The 3,433-nt window shown below is 65.2% G+C and carries 2 protein-coding genes; both read right to left on the reverse strand.

Annotated elements, in window-relative coordinates; translation table 11 throughout:
* Positions 1-879 (reverse strand): hypothetical protein (locus KA184_23655; GenBank protein MBP8132587.1); only part of this gene is annotated, 879 nt, incomplete at its 3' end.
* A gap of 99 nt (positions 880-978) precedes the next feature.
* Positions 979-3,433, reverse strand: a 2,455-nt coding sequence (locus KA184_23660; GenBank protein MBP8132588.1) for a hypothetical protein, incomplete at its 5' end; no start/stop codon positions are given.

Raw genomic sequence — 3,433 nt, forward strand, 5'->3', positions numbered from 1 at the left:
GGTCAGCGCCGCCAGTCCCCAGATAATCAGCGAGACGACGCCGAAAGACCCCGTCCACGGCTCGGCAACCTGGGGGAAGAGATAACTCCACATGCTGATACCGCCGCCCTGCATCTGGCCCAAGAACCCGCCAAGCACTACAGCGGTCACGCCTGCGCTCCTGCGCCGCCGCCAGATCTCGCCCAGGATGATGGACAGAAACACCGACATAACCAAAAATCGCAGAATAAAAGACCGTGCTTCGGCGAAGCGCCGGCCTTCGGAGCCGAAATCGGCGTACCAATCGATGATTATGGGCAAGAAAAGAAGCCCCCAAAGGAGACCCACGATCACGTAGGCCGGCACGCGTCCGAGCGGCAGCAGGCGCGGCAACAGAAATGAGCGCCAACCCTTCTCACCTCCCAGCGCCACCAAGGTGTACACCGTGGCGCCGAGCACATACGTGAGGAGCATGCCCAGAACGAGAATAGTCGTGGGCAGAGCTGCGGTTGTACCCTCCAGGGACTGGCCCAGCTGTTCCATGGTCGGTTTCAGCGCATTGACCAGCGTGCCCATAGCCCAATCAGGCGCGACAATCCCGGTGAACGCGGTGACGGTATACACTACGACGAATAACACGGGGGCAAACAGCGCCGCAACCAGAAAGACAGGCCAAGTCATGGGCTTGGGCGGCTCTGCTGGGGTTGGCGCGGGCGGCGCCTTGCGGGACACGAGCCAGGCGGCGATCCAGGGCAGGTACAACAGGACCAGAAGCACCAGCGAACCGGGCGCGCCTAAGTGGCGGAGCGTGAGCAGGTCGGGGAAGAACAGCACACCCTCGATAAGCCAGCCTGCTCCCAATGTCAACAGAACGAATAGACCAATGCCTCTCTTATCCATGGAAACTCCTGTCTCCCGGGGACAACGGGGGACTCTGCACCCTGACAGAGCGCATACCCTGCCAAATCAGATTCCCGAAATGCAATGCGCCGTGTTCCGTTAGTCCACCTTCGCATACATAACGCAGTTGTTCGCGCAGAGTTTGACAACCACCCCGTCCGCCGCAGCAGCAGCCGGGCAGCGAAAAAACAGTTCCTGCCGCTGGAACGCGCCTACCGACACCGCTGCGCGGCGTGGTTCCACGGTACAGATGCCGCTTTCGGAAGGCGGACCCGCACTGGTTGCGCGCAGGTCGCGATTTCCCCAATAGGCGGGCGCCGCGATGACGTCCACGTAGCCGTCTGCGGGGAGACCCGATTTGTTCTGGACGGCTACGCGAAGCTGGTTCTCCGTGCGAAGCGGCTCCAGAACGAACGCATCTGGTGATTCGAGGAGCGTGTCGCGGTGGGTCACGTCGCCGGCCTTGGCCCAAGCGGCGATCCCCCCCACGCCGCCGCTGTCTCGTTCGCGAAGCACCATGCATTCATACGTTTCCTGGCCGCCCGGTTCCAGGCTGCACACGAACTGCGCGGGCGTCAGGACCCATCCGTCGGACGCCATGAGATAAATTACGGTCTCGACGGGCCGGTCGGCTGCAAAATTCGCGGCGTGAACGGCGATTGGCGTATCCGGCTTGTTCAAGTCGCCATGCAGCGTGAGCGCGAAATCGCGGCCCCGCATTGGGGCCGTGCCCGCGTTGTAGGCCCAGTAACACGTATGGACCGCGTGATTTCCCGTTCCATCCGGCACAGGTTCCCCGGTTTCGCCACGGCCAAAACGTGTTTGTGTCAGGCCCCAGAGACTTTCGATGCCAAAGGGCGGCACTTCCAGGTTCAGCGCGAATTCCGCCGGGGTCAGGGACTGGCGGATGTCGTCAAGGAGGCCGCTGGCGGCCGCTTGGCGCAGCGGCGCAAAAAAGCGCAGGCTGCCGCGCCACACTCGCCCGGTGGATTCATAGCCGCGCACCACAATCCCGTTCACAGGGTGCGGGGCCCGCTTCTCGAACCCGGCTGCGGCATATCCCGCGGGTTTCCACGCCGTGACCACGAAATCGGCGTCGCTGCTTTTGCAGAAAGACAGACGAACGGGCAGATGCCCCGCGTGGATATCGCTCTCCACGACGGCCAGGGGCTCGTTGAACGCCTGCGCCTCAAGCGGCGTCCCTGCCTCGCGCCACGTATCTTCGATGGGCAACAGCGCGTACCGGAACGAAAGGCGCGCCGAAGCGGGGCGCAATGCCTCGTTTGCCGTAACGTCTGCGTCATGAGCAAGCAGCAGCGCGAGCGTGCCGTCCGCTTCCAGGCTGCACAGCGCCGCCCCGCGCGTGAGCAGGGCAAGGCCGCCGGGTTCCCGTTCCGGGATGGAGTCTCCGCTGAATGCGGCCTCCGGAATCGCCAGGACCCCGCGAGCCAGGAGGGACTCCGCGGCCTCGCGCGCGAAATTTGCCGCCTGATTCGCCGTGCCTCCGCCCAGCACGAGCGTGGGCGTCGAGGGGAAGCCGGGAGGAGTGTCGCTGTCATAGAGCAGTGCTGCCGCGCCTTGCTTGAACCGCTCGACAAGCGCCGCGCGCGGCGCTTCGGGCAACTGCTCAAACAGCCGTCTGGTCAAGGCATTCTGTTCCGGGCCGCCGACCGCGATGCGCATGCCCGCGCCGTGCGCCAGGTCGTCGTTGAGTTGCGCAAATTCCGTTCCATCCTGCCAAGGCGCAGTCGCGGGCTGTGGCGCGTCCGGGGTCATCGAAGCGGGGACGCCCCTGCGAACCAGCGCGCGCTGCAAGTGACGCGCGGCGGTTTCGAGCGCCGGGTCCGCGCCGTACACGATTGCGCACGGCAGCAGCGGCGCCGCGCCGTCCTGCCCCACCTGGATGTAGTCGTTGGGCGACACGGCCACCCAGCGCCACGCGGGCGCCAAGGCCGCGCCCGAAGGGTTATCGATGCCTGCGGTGCGGAAATCGAGAACGCCCGGACTGCGCCGGCCCACAATGGCCCCGAAACGTTCGCCAAATACGGGCACGTGCCCGGCGCCGCCCACGGCGAACGTGACGCCGAGCAGACGCGCGGACAGGTCGGCCCCAATCAGCGTGGTTTCACAGTCGATACGCGCGACACCGCGATACAGCGTGAGGCGGCGCACCAGTTTGCCGCCGAGAAAAGGGCTGGTCACCGTCATTTCCTGCATGCCGTCAACGACTACCGTCTCAACGCTCTCAGGGCGTGCCGTCGCATACGCGTTGTCACCCGAGGTCCAACAGTCACGGCCGTCGCCTGTCTTCTCCGGCGTCTCCTGCAGCGCCAGTACATGATTGAGCAGGCCTCGCGCGTATTCCCTGCCCGATGACTTGTTCAAGAGGCTTCGCACCGCGCCGGTGGCTGCGTCCAGAACCAGCAGCCAGCGTTCGTTCTCGATTTGCGGGTCCGGGCGCCGCGACGGCGCGGCGCTGCCCTTGGGGATAACGTAGTAGACGTCGTAGCCGAGCGCGGGCACGTCCCGCGCAACGAATCGAACGCGCCCCTCC

The sequence above is a fragment of the Candidatus Hydrogenedentota bacterium genome, from assembly GCA_018005585.1.
Taxonomy (GTDB): Bacteria; Hydrogenedentota; Hydrogenedentia; order Hydrogenedentales; family JAGMZX01; genus JAGMZX01.